The sequence below is a fragment of the Methylobacterium sp. E-016 genome, from assembly GCF_022829745.1.
Taxonomy (GTDB): Bacteria; Pseudomonadota; Alphaproteobacteria; order Rhizobiales; family Beijerinckiaceae; genus Methylobacterium.
Genome location: NZ_JAKSYF010000129.1, coordinates 35645 through 52268 on the forward strand (window position 1 = coordinate 35645; position 16624 = coordinate 52268).

Below are 16624 nucleotides of genomic sequence, written 5' to 3' on the forward strand. Positions count from 1 at the left end.
TCACGCCTGCGCGCCGGCGACGCGGCGCAGGCGGGGCACCGGCAGCAGCGAGAGGTCGTGCGCGGCGAGCGCCGCGTCGTAGAGCGCCTCGTAGCCGGCGGTCATCGCGTCGGCGTCGAACAGGTCCTCGGCACGCTGCCGGCAGGCGCGGCGGTCGAGGGCGACGGCGCGGACGATCGCATCCGACAGGCTCGCGACGTCGTCGGGCGCCGCCAGCGCGCCGCAGGTGGCATCGAGGATGTCGGGGAGCGCGCCGCGGCGGAAGCCGGCGACCGGCGTGCCGCAGGCCAGCGCCTCGGCGACCACCAGCCCGAACGGCTCCTCCCAGCGCGGGGTGACCAGGGCCGCCCGCGCACCGCCGAGGTGACGCGCAAGGTCGGCATGGCCGAGATGGCCGAGATCGACGAGGTCGTCCCCGAGGCGCGGGGCGATCCACTCCGCCCAGTAGGCGGGATTGGGCCGCGGGCCGGCGAAGTGCAGCGGGAGGCCGGCGGCGCGCGCGGCGTCGATCGCCAGGTGCAGCCCCTTCTCCGGCACGATCCGGCCGGACCAGAACACGTAGGGCACCGGGTCCGGCGCCGGGCGGTAGACGAAGACCGTGAGCTCGACGCCGTTGCCGATGACGACCGGCTCGGCGACGATCTCGCGCCACGCGTCGGCCGTGTGGTCCGAGACGGCGGCGAACGGCATGCCGGCGGGGGCGGCGCGCACGCCCGCCTCCAGAGAGTTGAACGGGGGCGTGTGAAGCGCCGTCACCATCGGCACCGCGAGGTCCCGGCTCCGGCGCAGCGGCAGGTCGTGAAGACTGTTGTTGTGCACGATGTCGAAGTCGCCGGCCCGCACCATCTCCATGATCCGCGCATAGGCCGCGTTCTCGGCGCGATCGATGGACGCATGACGCAGTGGATCGCCGAGCCCGTCACCGGTCGGTGGGCAGACGCAGACCGGCGCAAGTGTCGGATCCGATCCCTCCGAGGCGAACAACGTCACGTCGTGCCCGCGTCGCATCAGGGCACCGGCGAGGAGATGCGTGTGCATCTCCAGACCGCCCGGATACGGCTGCGCGATGGGGAACTTCAGGTGGGCGATGAGAGCGATCTTCACGGAAGCTCGTTTTCCAGCGACGGAGGCCGTGGTCGCACATCGCATATCCTGTCTGTGTGCAGGATGAACGGATGCAACATTGCCGATTCACCGACCATCCCGGAAGCCGAGGATGACCGCAACGGTTCCCGCGTCGACGCAAGGTGCTGGGGACAGCGGGCCGCCATCGTATACGCCCGGGCGGCACGGGTCTCGCGGCGCCGGGGCCGCGGCGGACTTTCACATTGGATCGATCGAGGGGCCGTGCGATCCTGCGCTATGATGCAGGACCATCCGATCGGCGCACGATGACGGGACGCGAGGACGGCCGGATCCGCCATTCCGCCTGGGTGCGGGCGACGCACTGGATCAACGCCGCCGCGTTCGTCGCGCTCGCGGTCAGCGGCACGGCGATCCTGCTGGCGCTGCCGCGGCTGTTCTGGGGCGAGACGGGCGCGCTCGATGCCCCGGCATGGATCGCCCTGCCGCTGCCGGTGAACCTCGAGCAGACCGGCTGGGGCCGCAACATCCACTTCCTCGCCGCCTGGATCTTCGTCCTCAACGGGCTGCTCTATCTCGCCTGGAGCCTCGCGACGCGCCACCTGTCCCGCCGGCTGCTGCCGGATGCGGATCAGGTCCGCCCGGCGCACATCGCCGGCACGGTGCGCGAGCACCTGCACCTGCGCGGCCCGGGGCCGACGCAGACCCGCTACAACGTTCTGCAGAAGCTCGCCTACCTAGCGGTCGTCCTGGTGCTGTCGCCGCTGATGCTGCTCACCGGCCTGACGATGTCGCCCGGGGTCACGACGGCGATCCCCGAGCTGTTCGACCTGTTCGGCGGACGGCAGTCGGCCCGGACCCTGCACTTCCTGTGCGCGTCCCTGCTGGTGGCGTTCCTCGCCGTGCACGTCTGGCAGGTCCTGGCCAACGGCCCGGCGGCGCTGATGCGCGGGATGACCATCGGGCGCCGGGCGCCGGCCGCGGAACCCGCGCGGCGGCACGAGCGCGAGGCAAAGCGATGAGCGGCATCTCCCGGCGCAAGCTGATCCTCGGCGCCTCGGCTCTCGGCGGCACCGGGCTGCTCGCCGGCTGCGAGAGGATCGGGGAGGGCGGCCCGAGCCGCGGCGGCCTCTACGGGATCAGCGAGCGCCTGAGCTTCACCGTGCAGCGCTTCCTGCTGCGCCATCAGCCGCTGGTGCGCGAGTTCTCCCCGGACGCGATCTCGGCGGTCTTCCCGACGATAAACACCACCGACCCCGACGACGTTGCCTACCGCCGCTCGAAGGAGATCGGCTTCTCGGACTGGCGCCTGCCGGTGCGCGGGCTGGTGGCGAACCCGGCCGCATTCTCGCTCGCCGACCTGAAGGCGATGCCCGCCCGCACCCAGATCACGCTACATTCCTGCGAGCAGGGCTGGTCGGCGATCGGCGGATGGACCGGGGTTCCGCTGGCCCACGTCCTGGCCGTCGCCGGCCTGAAGCCGGAAGCGCGCTTCATCGTGATCCGCACCGTCGACGGCTGGTGGGACACCTACGACCTGTTCGACGCGCTGCACCCGCAGACGATCCTCGCCTACGGCATGAACGGCGACGCGCTGCCGATCGCGCACGGCGCGCCGGTGCGGCTCCGGGTCGAGCGGCAGCTCGGCTACAAGTCGCTGAAGTACCTCGCCTCGATCGAGGCCGTCGATCGCGTGGACGGCCTCGGCCAGGGCCGCGGCAGCATGGTCTCCGAACTCGGCTTCAGCTGGTACGCGGGGATCTGAGGCGTCCGCCTCACTGCGAGGCGGCCGCCCCCGTCACCCGCCAGACCGCGTTGCCGACGTCGTCCGAGACGAGCAGCGCCCCGGTCTTGTCGAAGGCCACGTCCACGGGGCGCCCCTGCGCCTTCTCGTCGGCGTCGAGGAAGCCGGCCAGCACGTCCACCGGCGTGCCCGCGGGCCGGCCGTCGGCGAACGGCACGTAGATCACCTTGTAGCCGCTCTTCGGACGCCGGTTCCACGAGCCGTGCTGGGCGACGAACAGGCCGCTGGTCCAGGCCGGGGGCAGGTGCGCGCCCCGCGAGAACGCGATGCCGAGCGAGGCCGTGTGGGGACCGAGGGCGTAGTCCGGCACGATCGCCTTGGCGACGAGGTCCGGGCGCTGCGGGGTGACGCGCTCGTCGACGTGCGGGCCGTAATAGCTGTAGGGCCAGCCGTAGAACCCGCCCTCCTTCACCGCGGTGACGTAGTCCGGCACGAGGTCGCTGCCGATCTCGTCGCGCTCGTTGACCGCGGCCCAGAGGGCGCCGGTCTCGGGCTCGAAGCCCAACCCGTTCGGGTTGCGCAGGCCGGTGGCGTATTCGCGGAAGGTCTTTGTCGCGATCGTGTATTCCCAGATCGCGGCGCGGCCCTTCTCGGCCTCGAGCCCGTTCTCGGCCACGTTGCTGTTCGAGCCGACGGTGATGAACAGCTTGGCGCCGTCGGGGCTCGCGACCACGTTCTTGGTCCAATGGTGGTTGATCCCGGCCGGCAGGTCGACGACCTTCTCGGGCGTCGCGCCGTTCTCGGTCCCGCCGGCCTCGTAGGGCACTCGCACCAGCGCGTCGGCGTTGGCGACGTAGAGGTCGCTGCCGACCAGCGCCATGCCGAACGGCGAGGTCAGGCCCTTCAGATAGACCGTCTTCACCTCGGCGACCCCGTCCCCGTCGCCGTCGCGGAGCAGCACGATCCGGTCCGGGCTCTTCACGCCGGCGCCGGCCCGATCCATGATCTTGCCCGCGATCCAGGCCTTCACGCCGGGAAACGTGCCGTCGGAGGGCGGGGTGTTGCTCTCGGCGACGAGCACGTCGCCGTTCGGGAGGGTGTAGAGCCAGCGCGGATGGTCGAGCCCCTCGGCGAAGGCTGCGACCGAGAGGCCGGCGGCCGGCGCGGGCTTGGCGCCCTTCGCCCAGCCGGTGGCGGGCGCGATGTTGACGGTGGGCAGCGGCGTCGCGTTCGGGGCGGGCAGCGTCGGGCTCGCCCCCTGGCCGTCGGCGAGCGGGAGCGACGCGCTCTCGGGATAGACCGCGAAGCGCACGAAGGCCGCGCCGCCGAGGAGGACCACGGCCAGCGCCGCGAGCCCGAGTTTTGCCGATGTCCGCATGTCGTTCCGTGAATCCGTCGTTCGTCCGGCGGCCTGGCCCGCCGATCGGACGGGACCGGCCCTGCCGGATGATGATCGTGTCCGAGGATAAGAACCGAGCGGGCAATTGGCTCCGTTCGCACGCCGAGGGTGCCGGCGGCGCCCGGGGACGCGTATAGGACGGTGCGTGGGTCCCTCGCCGAAGGGTCGCGCTCCGGGCGCGAGCGGCGCGGGCGCCGAGCGAGCCCTCGATGACCGATGCGACCCCAGGCCAGCCGACCTTCGCCGACGTGGCGCGCGCCGCCGAGCGCATCGCCAGCGTGGCCCACCGCACCCCGGTGCTCACGTCGCGCACCGCCGACGAACGCGCCGGGGCGAGCCTGTTCTTCAAGGCGGAGAACCTGCAGCGCGCCGGCGCCTTCAAGTTCCGCGGCGGCTACAACGCGATCGCGGCGCTCGCCGGCGACGCGCGGGCGCGCGGCGTCATCGCCTACTCCTCGGGCAACCACGCCCAGGCGATCGCCCTCGCGAGCCGGCTGCTGAACGTGCCGGCCACCATCGTGATGCCGCAGGACGCGCCGGCGATGAAGGTCGCGGCGACGCAAGGCTACGGCGCCGAGGTGGTGCGCTACGACCGCTACACCCAGGACCGCGTCGCCCTCGGCCGCGAACTCGCGGAGGCGCGCGGCCTCACCCTGATCCCGCCCTACGACCATCCGGACGTGATCGCCGGCCAGGGAACGCTCGCCCTCGAGCTGATCGCCGAGACCGGGCCGCTCGACATGCTCGTCGTCTGCCTCGGCGGCGGCGGCATGCTGTCGGGCTGCGCCCTCGTCGCCGCCGAGCGCTCGCCCGGCTGCGCCGTGATCGGCGTCGAGCCGGAGGCCGGCAACGACGGGCAACGCTCGCTCCGCGAGGGGCGGATCGTCACGATCCCGGTGCCGCGCACCATCGCCGACGGCGCGCAGACGACGTTCCTCGGATCGCTGACCTTCCCGATCATCCAGGAGCGGGTCGCCGACATCGTGACGGTGACGGACGCCGAGCTCGTCGCCACGATGCGCTTCTTCGCCGAGCGGATGAAGCTCGTGGTCGAGCCGACCGGCTGCCTCGCGGCGGCGGCGGTGATGCACGGCCGCCTCGACGTGCGGGGCAGGCGCGTCGGCGTGGTGATCAGCGGCGGCAACATCGACCTCGCATCGTTCGCCCGGCACGTCGCGGGCTGAGGAAGGTGCGCGCCCTGGTCCTCGTCGGCGCATGCCTGTGGGCCGGCGCGGCGCGTGCGGAGGACATGGCCTTCGATGCCGAGGCATGGCCCTACAGCGCGATCGGCAAGCTCAACGTGGTGCTCGGCACCAACCGCCTCCAATCCTGCACCGCGACCCTGATCGGTCCGCGGCTCGCGCTCACCGCCGCGCACTGCCTGTGGGACGAGCCGCGCAAGCGCTGGGTCAACCCGGGCGTCGTCCACTTCGTGGCCGGGTACCGCCAGGGCGCGTATCGCGCGCACAGCCTGGCCGCCGCCTACCGCAAGCCGGACGACTACGCCTTCGCCTACGGCACCGCGCGGCCGAACATGCAGGGCGACTGGGCCCTGGTCGAGCTCGCCGACCCGATCCCCGGCACGCCGCTGACGCTGGAGGATCCCGGTGCCGAAGCCGACCCGGCCGCGATCCGCCGCGAGATCCGGCGGGCGGGCTACAGCCGGCTCAAGCCCCAGCTGATGACCGCGCAGGGCGGTTGCAGCGCGTGGCGGGACCCCGGCCCGGCGCCCCTGCTGCTGCACGATTGCCGGGCGGTGCCCGGAGAATCGGGCTCGGCGCTGCTGCAGGTCGAGGCGGGCGGCCCCGTGGTGATCGGCGTGCTGGTGGCAGGCAGCCGGGAGGAGGGGCGGGCTCCGTCCGTCGCCGTGCCGACCGCCGCATTCCGCGGAACCGCGGCGGCGATGCTGAAAGCGCAGGCGACGACGCGCTGACGCAACCGTCGGTTCACCATGATGCCACAAAATCCGCACCTTTCGGGTCGAGCTTGGCCGGAACGCATCGCATCGGCGAGGCAATGGGCTGGGAGGCCGGGCGGCATGCAGGGTATCGGGACGAGATTGACGGTGCCGGCCCTGTCGGTCCTCCTGCTCGGACCAAGTCTCGGCGCCTGCAACACCAGCGCGAACACCGCTCTCAGCACCGGCTCGACGCGCGGCAAGCCGATGGTGGTGTCGGATACCGAGCGCGATTGCCTCGGTCGTGCGATGTACTTCGAATCGAACCGCAGCGATTCCGAAGGCCTGCTCGCGGTCGGGACCGTGGTGATGAACCGCCTGGAGAACGCCGCCTTCCCGAACGGCGGCATCTGCTCGGTGGTCGGCCAGCCGCGGCAGTTCGCGACCGGCGTGCTGACCAAGCCGATGGCCGAGAAGGACCTGCAGAAGGTCGCCGACGCCGCCGACGCAATCCTTGCCGGCGAGCGCCATCCCAAGGTCGGCCGGGCGATGTACTTCCACACCGCCGGCCGGAAATACCCGTACGACAACATGCACTACGTGGCGGTGGCCGGCGGCAACGCCTTCTACGAGAAGCGCAAGGCCGGGAGCCAGGCCCAGACCCCGCCGCCCGCCTCGACCGCGATGGCCTACGCCGAGGCGATCCCGCCGGCAGCGACCATCGCCCCGGCCGGCCCGGCGCAGACCGAGGTCGCGGCCGCGCAGACGGTGCTGGCCGAACCCGCCCGCGACATCTGCCAGGTGGCGGGCCTCGGCGCGCTTCCGGGCGGCGGCTGAGGCGGCTCAGCCCTCCCGCTCAGCCCTCCGGCTCTTCCCTGCCGCGCGCCCGACGCGCGGCCTGCGCCATCGCGATCAGCTCGCGCGCCGTGAGGCGGTGCGCCGTGGCCGTGCCGCGGTCGGCGGTGCCGACCGGCGGCGTGCGGGCGCAGCCGCTGGTTCCGATCCGCAGGTCGCGCGAGCGCCGCGTCGCCCGCAACCGGATCGCCTTCCGCAAGGCCTCGACCATCACCGTTCCCACCGAAAATCCCGTGGACATCGCCATAGCCAAGCTTGACCGTAAGCGACATTCTTGAAGGCGGATTTCCCTGCCCTAGCGCGGCCGGGATCGGCGTGGCCGACGACGCATCGCCGCCTGCAACACGCTGATGCCGCGTCAGTTCTGCGGCTTGTACTTGCTGTACTTGAAGTCCGGCGCGGCCCCGAGCTGCTCCTTGCTCATGTCGAGCGTGGCGGCGTAGCGCTCGCCGCCCGGGGACAGGATCAGCGCGGCCGGCTGCACCGCGACGTAGCGCGTGCCGACGCCGAGGAACCCGCCGATGTCGAGCACCACGGCCGTCAGGGTGCGCCCGTCCTCCATCACGAGGTCGACCACCGTGCCGAGCGCGTTGCCGGCATTGTCCGAGACCTTGATCCCGATCACGTCGGTGGTGAGGAAGCCGGCGGGGCTGAGCTTGTTGCGGCCCTCGGCATCCGCCTTCGATCCGGCGCCCTTGATCCCGACATCGGACGGGCTGCCGCCCGCGCTGGTGCCCGGGCCGGTGCCCTGCACCACCATGCCGTCGCTCTGCGCCGGCTTGTCCTCCGGGCCGACACCGGCGAGCGCCGGGAACACGAGCGCGAGCATCACGGGTGCGGCGAGCGCGCGGCGCAGGATCCGGGTCAAGCGATCTTCCTTCCGGTGAGGGCCGTGCGGCGGCCGTTGACCCCAAGGAACCGGATCCGTCACGCCGGGTTCCGGGCGGGCGTTGCGGCGGATCGCGCGGGCCCGCCGGCCATGACGAATCCGCGCACCCTGTCTCGGGATCGTGGGCGACCTGCGGTCGCGCCGGTTTGCGGCGCGGGGCCGGACGTCTTAAGTCGCAGGTGCTCCCCGATACCCGCACCGCGGGTGCCTCGCACGCGGTGTGTCATGGCGACCGTCCTCGATCTCCTGCAGAACGATCCGCGGCCACCGCTTCCGGCCCGCATCCGCCACCCGGAGAAGGTGCACCGGCCGGACCAGCCGGTGCAGCTGCGCAAGCCCGACTGGATCCGCGTGAAGGCGCCGGGCTCCCCGGCCTGGGCCGAGACCCGGGCGATCGTGCGCGAGCACGGCCTCGTCACGGTCTGCGAGGAGGCCGGGTGCCCCAACATCGGCGAGTGCTGGGAGAAGCGCCACGCCACCTTCATGATCATGGGCGACACCTGCACGCGGGCCTGCGCCTTCTGCAACGTGCGCACCGGCCTACCCAACGCCCTGGATCAGCACGAGCCCGACAAGATCGCGGACTCGGTGGCCAAGCTCGGCCTGCACCACGTCGTCATCACCTCCGTGGACCGCGACGACCTCGCCGACGGCGGTGCCGAGCATTTCGCCCGCACCATCGCGGCGATCCGGCGGCTCAGCCCCGGCACCACCATCGAGATCCTGACGCCGGACTTCTTGCGCAAGGACGGCGCGCTCGAGGCGGTCGTGGCCGCCAAGCCCGACGTGTTCAACCACAACCTCGAGACGGTGCCCGGCAACTACCTCACGGTCCGCCCCGGCGCCCGCTACTTCCACTCGGTGCGCCTGCTGCAGCGGGTCAAGGAGCTCGACCCCACGATCTTCACCAAGTCCGGCATCATGGTCGGCCTCGGCGAGGAGCGGAACGAGGTCGTGCAGTTGATGGACGACCTGCGCTCGGCCGACGTCGACTTCCTCACCATCGGCCAGTACCTGCAGCCGACCAAGAAGCACCACGAGGTCGTCCGCTTCGTGCCGCCGGACGAGTTCAAGGCGTTCGAGACCACCGCCTACGCCAAGGGCTTCCTGCTGGTCTCGGCGACGCCGCTGACCCGCTCGTCGCACCACGCCGGCGAGGATTTCTCGCGGCTCCAGGCCGCCCGCAACGCGCGGCTCGCCCCCGACACCCTCTCAGCCTGAGTCGTCATGCCATCCTTCCGGATCACCCGCTGGGTGCGTCACTCGCCCCAGCAGATGTACGACCTCGTCGCCGACGTGGAGCACTATCCCGAGTTCCTTCCGCTGTGCGAATCGCTGCGCGTGCTGCGCCGCCAGCCCGGCACCGGGGAGGGGACCGAGGTGCTCGTGGCCGAGATGGGCGTCGGCTACAAGGCGATCCGCGAGCGCTTCACCACCCGGGTCGGCCTCGACCGCCCGAACCTCAAGATCACGGCCGAGTACATCGACGGCCCGTTCCGGCATCTCGAGAACCGCTGGGCGTTCAAGCCCGGCCGCGACGGCGGCTGCGACGTCGACTTCTTCATCACCTACGAGTTCAAGAGCTTCGCCCTCGGCCTGCTGATGGGCAAGATGTTCGACCGCGCCTTCCGCAAGTTCACCGACGCGTTCGAGAGCCGGGCGGACCGGGTCTACGGTAGGGCCTGAGGCCGGCCGCGCCGGCGGCATCCGGTTGGGCATACCCGAGAGAAGGCCTGCTCGGCCGTCGGGCTGCGGAGCCGGGCGCGACCGCAGACGAAGAGGACGCGCTGGATCGTGCGCCTCACCGCGGATGCTCCGGGCGGAAGCCGAGGCCGACGATCCGGGCCGGGATGCGCTGAAGCCACGGCAGGCGGTCGAGCAGCCGGAGCGCGAGCGGCGGGCTGAGGCGCGCGTCCCCGTGGTCGAGCACCGGGGCGATGATCCGATCCTGGATCAGGCGCTGGACCCGTTGCGTCAGCCGCGTCGGAAGGCTTCGGCGGGCCTGGACCCGCGCGAGGTCGGCCTCGGCGAGGCGTCCGGCCCGCAACGGCCCGGCGAGCAGGTTGGCGGCGGCGACCGCATCCTGGATCGCGAGGTTGATGCCGACGCCGCCGACAGGCGACATCGCATGCGCCGCGTCGCCGATGCAGAGCAGCCCCGGACGGTGCCAGCGCTCCAGCCGGTCCACGGTCACCGTCAGCGTCCTCACCGCCTCGAAGGTCCCGATCTCGCCGGTGCGGTCGGCCAGGAACGGCGCGAGGTCGGCGATGCCGGCGCGGAACGCCGCGAGTCCGCGCGTGCGGATCGCCGCATCGCCGCCCTTCGGCACGATTGCGGCGCATTGCCAGTAATCGCCGCGATCGATCGTGATCAGGATGCGGCCCGCCCCGAAGCGACCGGCCGCGGCCTCCGGGTCTCCGGGGCGGCGCGACAGGCGGAACCACAGCACGTCGATCGGCGCCGCGAAGTCGCGCGGCACGAAGCCGGCCCGACGTCGCATCGCGGAATGCCGGCCGTCGGCGCACAGGACGAGGTCGGCGGCGATCGCAATCGTACCGTCGGGGCCGGCGGCGCGAACCCCGGCGATCCGGCCATCCGTCTCGATCAGCGACTGCCCCTCGGTCGCCATCAGCAGCCGGAAGCCGGGCAGCTTCCTCGCCTCGCGGCCGAGGAAGTCGAGGAAATCCCATTGCGGCATCAGCGCGATGAAGCGGTTCCGCGTCGCGAGCCGGCGGAAATCGGCGACGCTGAACGTCCGGCCACCCATCACCGCCGATAACGTCTCGACCCTGCGCTGCGGCAGGGCGCGGAAGGCGTCGCCGAGGCCGAGATCGTCCATCACGGCCAGGGTCGAGGGATGGATGGTGTCGCCGCGGAAATCGCGCAGGAAGTCGCTGTGCTTCTCGAGCACCACGACCGAGACGCCCGCGCGGGCGAACAGCAGGCCCGCCATCATCCCTGCCGGTCCACCGCCGACGATGCAGATTTGTGCCGACAGGCTGTCCATGGAACCGCGCCTCCGGTTCGGCGGCGTTCGCCGCAGGAACGCTCCGATCAGGAAACGAGCGCCCCCTCCAACAGGTCCAACGCATCGACGACGGCGCGACGTCGGATCTCGGCACGGCCGAGATCGCCGTAGCGCCGCTCCAGGTGGCGGACGCCGCCGCCGGTCGCCAGACCGAAATGCACGAGGCCGACGGGCTTGCCCGGGCTGCCGCCGCCGGGGCCGGCGATCCCGGTGATCGCCACCGCCACGTCGGCCCGCGACGCCGCCAGCGCGCCGCCCGCCATCGCGCGGGCGACCGCCTCGCTGACCGCGCCGTGCGCGCCGATGAGTGCGGCGGGCACCCCGATCGCCTCGGACTTGGCCTCGTTCGAGTAGGTGACGAAGCCGCGCTCGACGACCACCGACGAGCCGGGCACCGCCGTCAGCAACCCGGCGACGAGCCCTCCGGTGCAGGATTCGGCCGTTGCGATCCGGGTGCCGGCCTCGGCGTAGGCCCCGACCAGGGCGGCGGCGCGGGCGAGGAGGGCGTCGTCGAACATCGCGCGAATCCCATTTTGGTTCGAAGCGGCCTTCGGATCATCGCAGCGGATGCGCGTCCGCCCAACCGTCAGCCCTGGCGCATGGCCGTCTCGGCCTGGGCGTCCACCGGGCTCGTCTCCACCTCCTCCGGCAGGCGGATGGTCGCGGCGGCCTGGGCCGCGAGGCCTTCCGCGCGGCCGACGAAGCCGAGCTTCTCCGTGGTCGTCGCCTTGATCGACACCGCGGTCAGCGGCACGGCGCAGATCTCGGCGATGCGGGCGCGGATCGTCTCGCGGTGGGCGCCGATGCGGGGCGCTTCCGCCAGCACCGTGATGTCGAGATGGTCGATGCGGCCGCCGCGGTCGCGCACCAGCTTGCAGGCATGGGCCAGGAACCGGTCCGACGACGCCCCGCGCCACTGCTCGTCCGAGGGCGGGAAATGGGTGCCGATGTCGCCGTCGGCGATGGCGCCGAGCAGCGCGTCGGTGAGGGCATGCAGCGCGACGTCGCCGTCGGAATGGGCGAGCACCCCGCGGTCGGCCGGGATCTTCACCCCGCCGAGCCAGACATGGTCGCCGTCGGTGAAGGCGTGCACGTCGAATCCGGTGCCGAGGCGGGTCACGTAGGTCGTCATGGCGATGTCCTTCGCACTGTCCTTCGCCGTCTCCTCGCCCGAGCCGGAAAAGGCCCGGTCGGCCTCGATCAGGTCGGAGGGTTGGGTGATCTTGCGGTTCTTCGGGTCGCCGGCGAACACCACCACGGCGAGGCCGGCCCATTCGGCAAGGGCGCCGTCGTCGGTGAAGCCGTGCAGGCCCTCGGCGGCGGCGGCGCGGTGCGCGTCGCGCAAGGTCCCGAAGACGAAGGCCTGCGGCGTCTGCACCGCGCGCAGGTGCTCGCGGGCCGGCGTCTCGCGCACGCGGCCGATGCCGCCCTGCTCGTCCACGAGCTTGATCGTGTCGGCGACGGCCACGCCCGGCACCGCCGCGCCGTGGTCGCGCCCGGCGGCGACGGCGCGGGCGATCAGCCCGGCATCGACGAAGGGCCGGGCCGCGTCGTGGACGAGGACCACGTCCGGTGCGCCCGCCGCCGCGAGCGCTTCGAGCCCGGCTCGGACCGAGTCCTGGCGCGTCGCCCCGCCCTCGACCGGCGGCAGCAGCTTGTCGGCGATGGCGGGCGCGAGTTCGGTGCGGCAGGTGTCGTAGAACGCGGCCGCGTCGGCGGCGATCACCACCTGGATCCGGCCGATCACGGGGTCGCGGCCGAGGGCGTCGAGGGTGCGGGTGAGGACCGCCTGCCCGCCGACGCGACGGTACTGCTTGGGCATCCCGCCGCCGATGCGGATGCCGCGACCGGCCGCCACGACGACGGCGGCGACGCTCGATCCGGGTTCGGACATGCCTGGGGGTTTCCGTCGTGCCGGGGCCGAGACCGCCTGCCATGCGGCCGGTTCGGGTCCTCAAAAATCTGCCTGTCGTTTATGCGGGGGATGAAGCGAAATCAAATCGCGCGGTTCCCCGCCCAACCCTCGCCCGGGGGCTTGCGCCGGGCTGGTTTTGTCTATTTGTTGTGCAGAATGATGGCTGATCATTATTTGAGCGTCCTGCGAGGGGAGCGCTCGGTCGATCCGGTGGCGCTGCTGGCGCCGCTGTCGGGCGTCACCGACCTGCACATGCGCCGCATCGCGCAGGGTGCCGGCGCGAGCGCGGTGGTGTCGGAGATGGTCGCGGCGGCCGAGTTCGCGCGCGGTTCGGAGGAGGCGCGGCTCAGGGCGGAAGGGTCGGGCATCGCGCCTCACATCGTCCAGCTCGCCGGCTGCGCCCCCGAGCCGATGGCCGAGGCCGCCCGGATCGCCGCCGCGAACGGCGCCGACGTGATCGACGTCAACATGGGCTGCCCGGCCAAGATCGTCACCGGCATCGCCTCGGGCTCCGCGCTGATGCGCGACCTCGACCATGCGGCCCGCCTCCTCGGCGCCGTGCGCGAGGCGGTGTCGATCCCGGTGACGGTGAAGATGCGCCTCGGCTGGGACCACCACGGCCTGAACGCCGCGGAGCTCGCCCGCCGGGCCCAGGCGCTGGGGCTGAACGCGGTCACCGTCCACGGTCGCACCCGGCAGCAATTCTACAAGGGCAGCGCCGACTGGGACGCGATCCGGCCGGTCGTCGCGGCGGTGTCGATCCCCGTCATCGCCAACGGCGACGTGACGGACCTTTCCAGCGCCCGGGCGTGCCTGGGGGCCTCGGGTGCTGCCGGCATCATGGTCGGCCGCGCGGCGGTCGGGCGGCCCTGGCTCGTCGGCGCCCTCGCCGCGGGGCTGGCCGGGCGCCCGGTGCCGACGCTGTCGCGGTCGGCCCGGGCGGGGCTGGCGGCGGCGCATTATGCCGGGCTGATCGCGCTCTACGGCGCAGCGATGGGCGTGCGTCATGCCCGCAAGCATCTGGCGGCCTATGCCGACGCGGCGGGCGGCCTCGATGCGGCCGAGCGCACGCGGCTCCTGACCACCACCGACCCGGAGGTGGCGGACCGGCTCCTGCGCGCCGCCTTCGAGGCCGCCCCGGCGATCGCGGAGGCCGCATGAGCGACGGGGAACCCAGGGACGAGGCGATGCCGATCGGTCTCGACCCCGCCGCCAAGGAGCCCGCGGCGAAACCCCGCGGCATGCCGAGCGCCGAGGCGGTGATCAACGCCCTGCCGTTGCCGGTGCTGACCATCGGCGCGGACGACCGCATCATGCACTGCAACCACGCGGCCGAGACGTTCTTCGACTATTCCGCCCGGCTGATGCAGCGGCGCCGGCTTCGCGACATCATCCCCTTCGCCTCGCCGATCATCGCGCTGGTGGCCGAGGTGCGCCGGCGCGGGTCCAGCGTCAGCGAGTACCGGGTCGAGCTGACGCAACCGCGCTCGGGCGCGGAGCGCAGCGTCGACGTGTTCGCCACCGCGCTCGGCGACGACGGCGAGGCGGTGGTGCTGATGCTCCAGGAGCGCACCATCGCCGACAAGATGAACCGTCAGCTGACGCATCGCGGCGCGGCGCGCTCGATGGTGGCGCTCGGCGCGATGCTCGCCCACGAGATCAAGAACCCGCTCGCCGGCATCCGCGGCGCGGCCCAGCTGCTCGAGCAGTCGGGGCCGGAAGAGGACCGGGTGCTGACCAGCCTGATCTGCGAGGAGACCGACCGGATCGTGCGGATCGTCGAGAGGATGGAGCTGTTCGGCGACGAGCGCCCGGTCGAGCGCGGCCCGGTCAACGTGCACGGCGTGCTCGATCAGGTGAAGCGCTCGGCGCAATCCGGGTTCGGGCGCCACATCCGCTTCGTCGAGACCTACGATCCGTCGCTGCCGCCGGTGCTCGGCAACCGCGATCAGCTCGTGCAGGTGATCCTGAACCTGGTGAAGAACGCGGCGGAAGCGATCGGCGCCGACGCGGTCGACGGCGAGATCACCCTGTCGACCGCGTTCCGCACCGGCCTGCGGCTTCAGGTCCCGGGCTCGCGCGAGCGCGTCAGCCTGCCGATCGAGGTGGCGGTGCGCGACAACGGCCCGGGCATCTCGGCCGAGCTGCTGCCGGATCTGTTCGACCCGTTCGTGACGACGAAGGCGCAAGGCTCCGGCCTCGGTCTTGCATTGGTCGCGAAGATCGTCGGCGATCATGGCGGCATCGTCGAGTGCGATCCCGCGCCCCGCCGCACCGCCTTCCGAATCCTCCTGCCCATGTCGAGCGCCCGCGACGGGCGCGAAGCGGTCGCGGAGCCCGAGTAAGAGTCATGCCCAACGGCCACATCATCGTCGCGGACGACGACGCCGCCATCCGCACCGTCCTCAACCAGGCGCTGTCGCGGGCCGGCTACGAGGTCCGCTCCACCGGCAACTGCGCGACCCTGTGGCGCTGGGTGGCGCAAGGGGAGGGCGACCTCGTCATCACCGACGTGGTGATGCCCGACGAGAACGTGTTCGACCTGCTGCCGCGCATCAAGCGGGTGCGGCCGGAGCTGCCGGTCATCGTCATGAGCGCGCAGAACACCTTCATGACCGCGATCCGCGCCTCCGAGCGCGGCGCCTACGAGTACCTGCCCAAGCCCTTCGACCTGAAGGAGCTGATCGCCATCGTCGGCCGGGCGCTGTCGCGCCCGCGCGGCACGGCCGCCGCCGCCGCGCCGCCCGACAACGAGGACATCCCGCTGGTCGGGCGCTCGCCGGCGATGCAGGAGATCTACCGGGCGCTCGCCCGGCTGATGCCGACCGACCTGACCGTGATGATCACCGGCGAGTCCGGCACCGGCAAGGAGCTGGTGGCCCGCGCGCTCCACGATTACGGCCGCCGGCGCACCGGCCCGTTCGTGCCCGTCAACATGGCCGCGATCCCGCGCGACCTGATCGAATCGGAGCTGTTCGGCCACGAGAAGGGCGCCTTCACCGGGGCGCTGCAGCGCTCGGCCGGCCGCTTCGAGCAGGCGGAGGGCGGCACGCTGTTCCTCGACGAGATCGGCGACATGCCGATGGAGGCGCAGACCCGGCTGCTGCGCGTGCTGCAGCAGGGCGAGTACACCACCGTCGGCGGCCGGGTGCCGATCAAGACCAACGTCCGCATCATCGCGGCGACCAACAAGGACCTGCGGATCTCGATCCAGCAGGGCATCTTCCGCGAGGACCTGTTCTTCCGCCTGAACGTCGTGCCGCTGCGGCTGCCGGCCCTGCGCGAGCGGTCCGAGGACGTGCCCGACCTCGTCCGCCACTTCTTCATCCAGGTCGAGCGCGAGGGCCTCACGCGGAAGATGCTCGACGGCGAGGCGATGGAGCGCCTGAAGCGCTACCGCTGGCCCGGCAACGTCCGCGAGCTGGAAAACCTCGTCCGGCGGCTCGCCGCCCTCTACCCGCAGGAGACCATCACCGGCCCGGTGATCGAGGCGGAGCTCGACACGCTGCCGCTCAGCCCCCCGGCCTCGGCCGGGAACGGCACCGCGCGCAAGGCCGGCGCCGACAACGAGACCCTGTCCGGCGCGGTCGAGCGCCACCTCTCGGACTACTTCTCCGGATACCGCGACACGCTGCCCCCGCCCGGCCTGTATCACCGGATCCTGCGCGAGATCGAAGGCCCGCTGATCGGCGCGGCGCTCGCCGCCACCCGCGGCAACCAGATCCGCGCGGCGGAGCTTCTGGGCGTCAACCGCAACACCCTGCGCAAGAAGGTGCGCGACCTCGACCTGCAGGTGTTCCGAACGGCGCGCTAG

At 72.2% G+C, this 16624-nt stretch carries 17 protein-coding genes; 10 read left to right on the plus strand and 7 right to left on the minus strand.

The annotated features are described in order from the left end of the window. Positions 1 to 1104, minus strand: coding sequence for a glycosyltransferase family 4 protein (locus MKK68_RS17550; RefSeq protein ID WP_244031851.1), 1104 nt, complete (start codon positions 1102 to 1104; stop codon positions 1 to 3). Between the two features lie 287 nt (positions 1105 to 1391). On the opposite strand from MKK68_RS17550, the gene MKK68_RS17555 reads away from it, so the two are divergent. Then, positions 1392 to 2105, plus strand: a complete 714-nt coding sequence (locus tag MKK68_RS17555; RefSeq protein ID WP_244031854.1) for a cytochrome b/b6 domain-containing protein — start codon at positions 1392 to 1394, stop codon at positions 2103 to 2105. Beyond that, entirely contained in the window at positions 2102 to 2848 is a 747-nt protein-coding gene (locus tag MKK68_RS17560; RefSeq protein ID WP_243988025.1) for a molybdopterin-dependent oxidoreductase, read from the plus strand. The genes MKK68_RS17555 and MKK68_RS17560 overlap by 4 nt, the downstream gene beginning before the upstream one ends. 10 nt (positions 2849 to 2858) lie before the next feature. Here MKK68_RS17560 and MKK68_RS17565 read toward each other — a convergent pair whose 3' ends face one another. After that, entirely contained in the window at positions 2859 to 4205 is a 1347-nt protein-coding gene (locus MKK68_RS17565) for a PQQ-dependent sugar dehydrogenase (protein ID WP_243988023.1), read from the minus strand. 230 nt (positions 4206 to 4435) lie between these two features. Here MKK68_RS17565 and MKK68_RS17570 point away from each other — a divergent pair, with 230 nt between their 5' ends. The 3 genes from MKK68_RS17570 (at position 4436) to MKK68_RS17580 (ending at position 6960) form a co-directional block, all read left to right on the plus strand. Further along, a complete protein-coding gene (locus MKK68_RS17570; protein WP_244031873.1) occupies positions 4436 to 5410 on the plus strand; it encodes a threo-3-hydroxy-L-aspartate ammonia-lyase in 975 nt (324 codons plus the stop codon). A 5-nt stretch (positions 5411 to 5415) separates the two neighbouring features. Continuing rightward, the gene (locus MKK68_RS17575) at positions 5416 to 6159 is read left to right on the plus strand and encodes a trypsin-like serine peptidase (protein ID WP_243947691.1); all 744 of its coding nucleotides are present in this window, start codon (positions 5416 to 5418) and stop codon (positions 6157 to 6159) included. 132 nt (positions 6160 to 6291) lie between these two features. After that, positions 6292 to 6960: a cell wall hydrolase gene (locus tag MKK68_RS17580; protein WP_405042778.1), complete on the plus strand. Its 669-nt coding sequence runs from the start codon at positions 6292 to 6294 to the stop codon at positions 6958 to 6960. Positions 6961 to 6979: 19 nt separating this feature from the next. On the opposite strand, the gene MKK68_RS17585 is transcribed toward MKK68_RS17580, so the two are convergent. Together MKK68_RS17585 and MKK68_RS17590 are read right to left on the minus strand one after the other, a co-directional pair. Then, entirely contained in the window at positions 6980 to 7219 is a 240-nt protein-coding gene (locus MKK68_RS17585) for a hypothetical protein (RefSeq protein WP_147858770.1), read from the minus strand. Positions 7220 to 7336: 117 nt separating this feature from the next. Further along, positions 7337 to 7846, minus strand: coding sequence for a PRC-barrel domain-containing protein (locus MKK68_RS17590; RefSeq protein WP_244031882.1), 510 nt, complete (start codon positions 7844 to 7846; stop codon positions 7337 to 7339). Between the two features lie 246 nt (positions 7847 to 8092). Here MKK68_RS17590 and lipA point away from each other — a divergent pair, with 246 nt between their 5' ends. Next, on the plus strand, positions 8093 to 9088 hold the full coding sequence (gene lipA / locus MKK68_RS17595; protein WP_244031909.1) for a lipoyl synthase: 996 nt from the start codon (positions 8093 to 8095) through the stop codon (positions 9086 to 9088). 6 nt (positions 9089 to 9094) lie between these two features. After that, positions 9095 to 9553, plus strand: coding sequence for a type II toxin-antitoxin system RatA family toxin (locus MKK68_RS17600; protein WP_147843149.1), 459 nt, complete (start codon positions 9095 to 9097; stop codon positions 9551 to 9553). A 115-nt stretch (positions 9554 to 9668) separates the two neighbouring features. Here the strand turns inward: MKK68_RS17600 and MKK68_RS17605 are convergent, their stop codons facing one another. The 3 genes from MKK68_RS17605 to MKK68_RS17615 form a co-directional block, all read right to left on the minus strand. Next, positions 9669 to 10874: an FAD-dependent oxidoreductase gene (locus MKK68_RS17605; protein WP_244031911.1), complete on the minus strand. Its 1206-nt coding sequence runs from the start codon at positions 10872 to 10874 to the stop codon at positions 9669 to 9671. A gap of 47 nt (positions 10875 to 10921) precedes the next feature. Next, on the minus strand, positions 10922 to 11413 hold the full coding sequence (locus tag MKK68_RS17610; RefSeq protein ID WP_244031952.1) for a CinA family protein: 492 nt from the start codon (positions 11411 to 11413) through the stop codon (positions 10922 to 10924). A gap of 68 nt (positions 11414 to 11481) precedes the next feature. Continuing rightward, positions 11482 to 12789 (minus strand): bifunctional 2-C-methyl-D-erythritol 4-phosphate cytidylyltransferase/2-C-methyl-D-erythritol 2,4-cyclodiphosphate synthase, encoded by a 1308-nt coding sequence (locus tag MKK68_RS17615; protein ID WP_244031954.1) that lies wholly within the window; start codon positions 12787 to 12789, stop codon positions 11482 to 11484. A 177-nt stretch (positions 12790 to 12966) separates the two neighbouring features. Between MKK68_RS17615 and dusB the strand changes: the two genes are divergently transcribed. The 3 genes from dusB to ntrC are packed head-to-tail and all read left to right on the plus strand — an operon-like array spanning position 12967 to position 16624. Then, positions 12967 to 13971, plus strand: coding sequence for a tRNA dihydrouridine synthase DusB (dusB, locus tag MKK68_RS17620; protein WP_244031956.1), 1005 nt, complete (start codon positions 12967 to 12969; stop codon positions 13969 to 13971). 26 nt (positions 13972 to 13997) lie between these two features. Further along, positions 13998 to 15155, plus strand: coding sequence for a two-component system sensor histidine kinase NtrB (locus tag MKK68_RS17625; protein ID WP_187274736.1), 1158 nt, complete (start codon positions 13998 to 14000; stop codon positions 15153 to 15155). A gap of 5 nt (positions 15156 to 15160) precedes the next feature. After that, on the plus strand, positions 15161 to 16624 hold the full coding sequence (ntrC, locus tag MKK68_RS17630; RefSeq protein WP_147728390.1) for a nitrogen regulation protein NR(I): 1464 nt from the start codon (positions 15161 to 15163) through the stop codon (positions 16622 to 16624).